Origin of the sequence: Bacteroides sp. B1-V-101 (assembly GCF_023656585.1) — a bacterium.
GTDB lineage: Bacteria > Bacteroidota > Bacteroidia > Bacteroidales > Bacteroidaceae > Bacteroides > Bacteroides thetaiotaomicron.
The window spans coordinates 1-2907 of record NZ_JAMOKH010000079.1; the positions used below are offsets into that span (position 1 = coordinate 1).

The 2907-nt window shown below is 41.3% G+C and carries 2 protein-coding genes and 1 pseudogene; all 3 read right to left on the minus strand.

Going from position 1 to position 2907, the window contains the following annotated elements; genetic code table 11:
- A partial coding sequence (locus tag NBH01_RS26390) for a RepA protein (protein WP_250700373.1) occupies positions 1 to 528 on the minus strand: 528 nt, incomplete at its 3' end.
- Positions 529 to 999: 471 nt separating this feature from the next.
- Positions 1000 to 2103, minus strand: coding sequence for a plasmid recombination protein (locus tag NBH01_RS26395; RefSeq protein WP_007572070.1), 1104 nt, complete (start codon positions 2101 to 2103; stop codon positions 1000 to 1002).
- 618 nt (positions 2104 to 2721) lie between these two features.
- Positions 2722 to 2907 (minus strand): annotated as a pseudogene (locus tag NBH01_RS26400) (RepA protein); the annotation flags it as partial.

The window sequence follows — 2907 nt, forward strand, 5'->3', positions numbered from 1 at the left end:
TAAAGTCTTTTTCCGAACGTATGTTTTTGTAAATGAAACCCTATCCCCATTAAAGACAATCAACGGATTAATGAACCAATTATATTCGTTTGGACCTCTTGCTATGATTTCACTTTGTACGAGCTCTGCCAATCCTTTGTATATGGCTTTGTCTGATTTGTATTGGGTGTATTCTAAGCATTTTCGCCTATCGAAAATTATCATATCATTCTTAGGCTTCATGCAAGTTAGAATATACCCGAAAACCCGAATAGCTGATTGTGATAGATTGAAAAAAGCGGCAAAATTCGCAAGGTATAGTTTTGCAAATTGCTCTTCATCTACTTCTATTTGTCGGATAAACGAGGTTTTGAATACTTCTCCTGTATCTGTATCAGCAACAGCAACTACAGCTTTTTTATCACTTCCCGTACTACTTTTGTATTTCTTAACAACGTGATTTTCAATCCCTTCAATTGCTTGTTTCATAAAGGGGTTTTCTTCGTTTTTTTGAAAATCGGTTAATTTGAGTACTTTCTTATTTTCCATAAACATTCTATTTAGGCAAATTTGACTTTCTATATATCGGTGAAAAAGTATAATTTGATTTTCCACAAAGGAATATTTAAATTTCCATTAATACAATAAAAAAGCAAAATATATTTTCCTTTTTAACATCTAATAGGAAAGAGTGACTTTCTAATATGGAAAATCAGATTTTCCAATATGGAAAATACCCTATATTGAGTATCAACTACTTAACTTATTCTATTTCTTAAGTTCTTATTATACCCTAAAAACGGCATATAATCAACTACTTAAAAAATCATCGGTCGGGGAGCGCCCAGCGGCAAGGGGCGGGACCACCCGTCCCGACGAGCGCCCACACCATAAACTTTTTTTCGAATAAGCACACAACCGTTTTTCGAACCCTGCAAAATTTCTTCCGAACCCGAACGGCGTAACACTCCATTGAGTGAAGCTGCCGTTTGGTCGCTCCCCCTTTGGGGGCGGGGGGGGTTACATACCCATGCCGAAACCTCTGCTTCTGGTGATTTGCTTGAGTAGGTCTTTCCCCTCTTCCATAGCTTTTGATATGTTTGGGAAATGATGCCTTAAAGCCTCCAGTTGTTCGGAATTGAACAAGTCTTTCATCTTACCAAGTTCTTTTTTCAATTCCTTGGTTTCGGTCTTTAGTTCTTGGTTCTCCGTTCTTAGTCGGTTACTGGTTGTCCTTGCATTGTCCATTTGCTGTCTATAATACTCCTTGTCGTTCTCGGCTTTGAATACCTTTGTGCCGTTTCGCTCTTTTTCAAGTATAGCCTTTCCCAGTCTATCGGATAGCTGTTCATTTTCCCCCTCTAAAGCCTTTATTTTGGCTTTTAAGGCATCTTTTTCCCTATCGTTAACCGTTTTCCCTATCAAGCCGTAAAACTTCTCTGAAGCCTTAGAAATGAGTTTTTGGACGTTTTTCTTTGTTTCAATGGAACGTAGTTCTTTCTGAAGCTGAAGAAGCTGGTTTTGCACGTCCTTGTGCTTGTCTAACGCACTGGATATATCGTTGGATAGTTCCTGAAGCTGTTCTTTCGCACATTCGGTCTTGTACTGCATAGCCGATAAGTGTTTGCGATCAGAAGAAACACCACGTTCCATGCCCAGTGCTTCAGATGCTATGGTTTGGAGTTCTGCCATGTCATCACGCGATAAACGCACACTCTTCCCGTTCGGCTGCGTCCAATCGAAAACTACATGGGCGTGAAGGTTAGGTGTCCATTGCTTTGCGTTCATGTATCCTTCGTCCTTGTGTATATGGATTTGAAACGCTTCAATACCGAAACGTTCCTTGCAGACCGCAGCGAATTGCTGGAGTTCCTGCATGGTGGTTTCTTGCTTGATTACTATTACCCCCTCCCGTATGGGTGCTGCTTTAGTCTGCATCTTCTGCCCAACCGTATCGAAATATCTCTGTTTCGCACTCTCCAGCCGATGGGAGATGCTATCTCCAACCCAGCTTTCATTCAAATGACTAAGTTCCGGACGAACATAGTCCAACTCTTTTTCCCTAAAGTTGTGAATCTCGCTCCCCGGCTTCACTGCTTGTACATGAATACTTGTTGCTCCCATAAGTTAACATTTTTGTGACAATCGATAACAGCCGGTGACAGCCGGCTGACAGGGGGTTAAGGGGGCTTGTCCCCTTACACACGTACCCTTTAGGGTGCTAGTGTGCTATCACCATACTGCATAGGTGCGAAGTTAGTGAATGTTTTGTAAATGCACAAATAAAGGGGAAAACATTTGGATTTGCGACAATAAAGTACTACCTTTGTTGCTGACCAAACGGTAGCTGACCGATACGGGAGAGTTACCAAAATACAAGCCGCTGGAGTTAATTGACGGACATCCGACATCCCCAGCGGCTTTATTTTTGCCTATCTGCTTCGTCTAGGCATACCAGTACCTCTACTAAAAATGTACTTCAAAGATACTTATTTTCTACCGACTTGATAGTTTTTACCCCATATTCTTGGACATTTTTCCCCCATGAGGTTATCTTTGTAGGGTGAAAGAGAAACCCATAAACGGGGATAGATTGAATGCTGGGAAGCATAAACAATCGGGGTAAGGTTAGCGAACCTTGCCTTTCATCCCCCATTATAACTTTACATAGAGGAACTTTATCTATCCCCCCCCCGCCCCCAAAGGGGGAGCGACCAAACGGCAGCTTCACTCAATGGAGTGTTACAGTTCATCAAAACCAAGTGATAACTGTCGTTTCTCTGCTTCTTCTTTCTTTTGGGCAGCTAAAGTCTTTTTCCGAACGTATGTTTTTGTAAATGAAACCCTATCCCCATTAAAGACAATCAACGGATTAATGAACCAATTATATTCGTTTGGACCTCTTGCTATGATTTCACTTTGTACGAG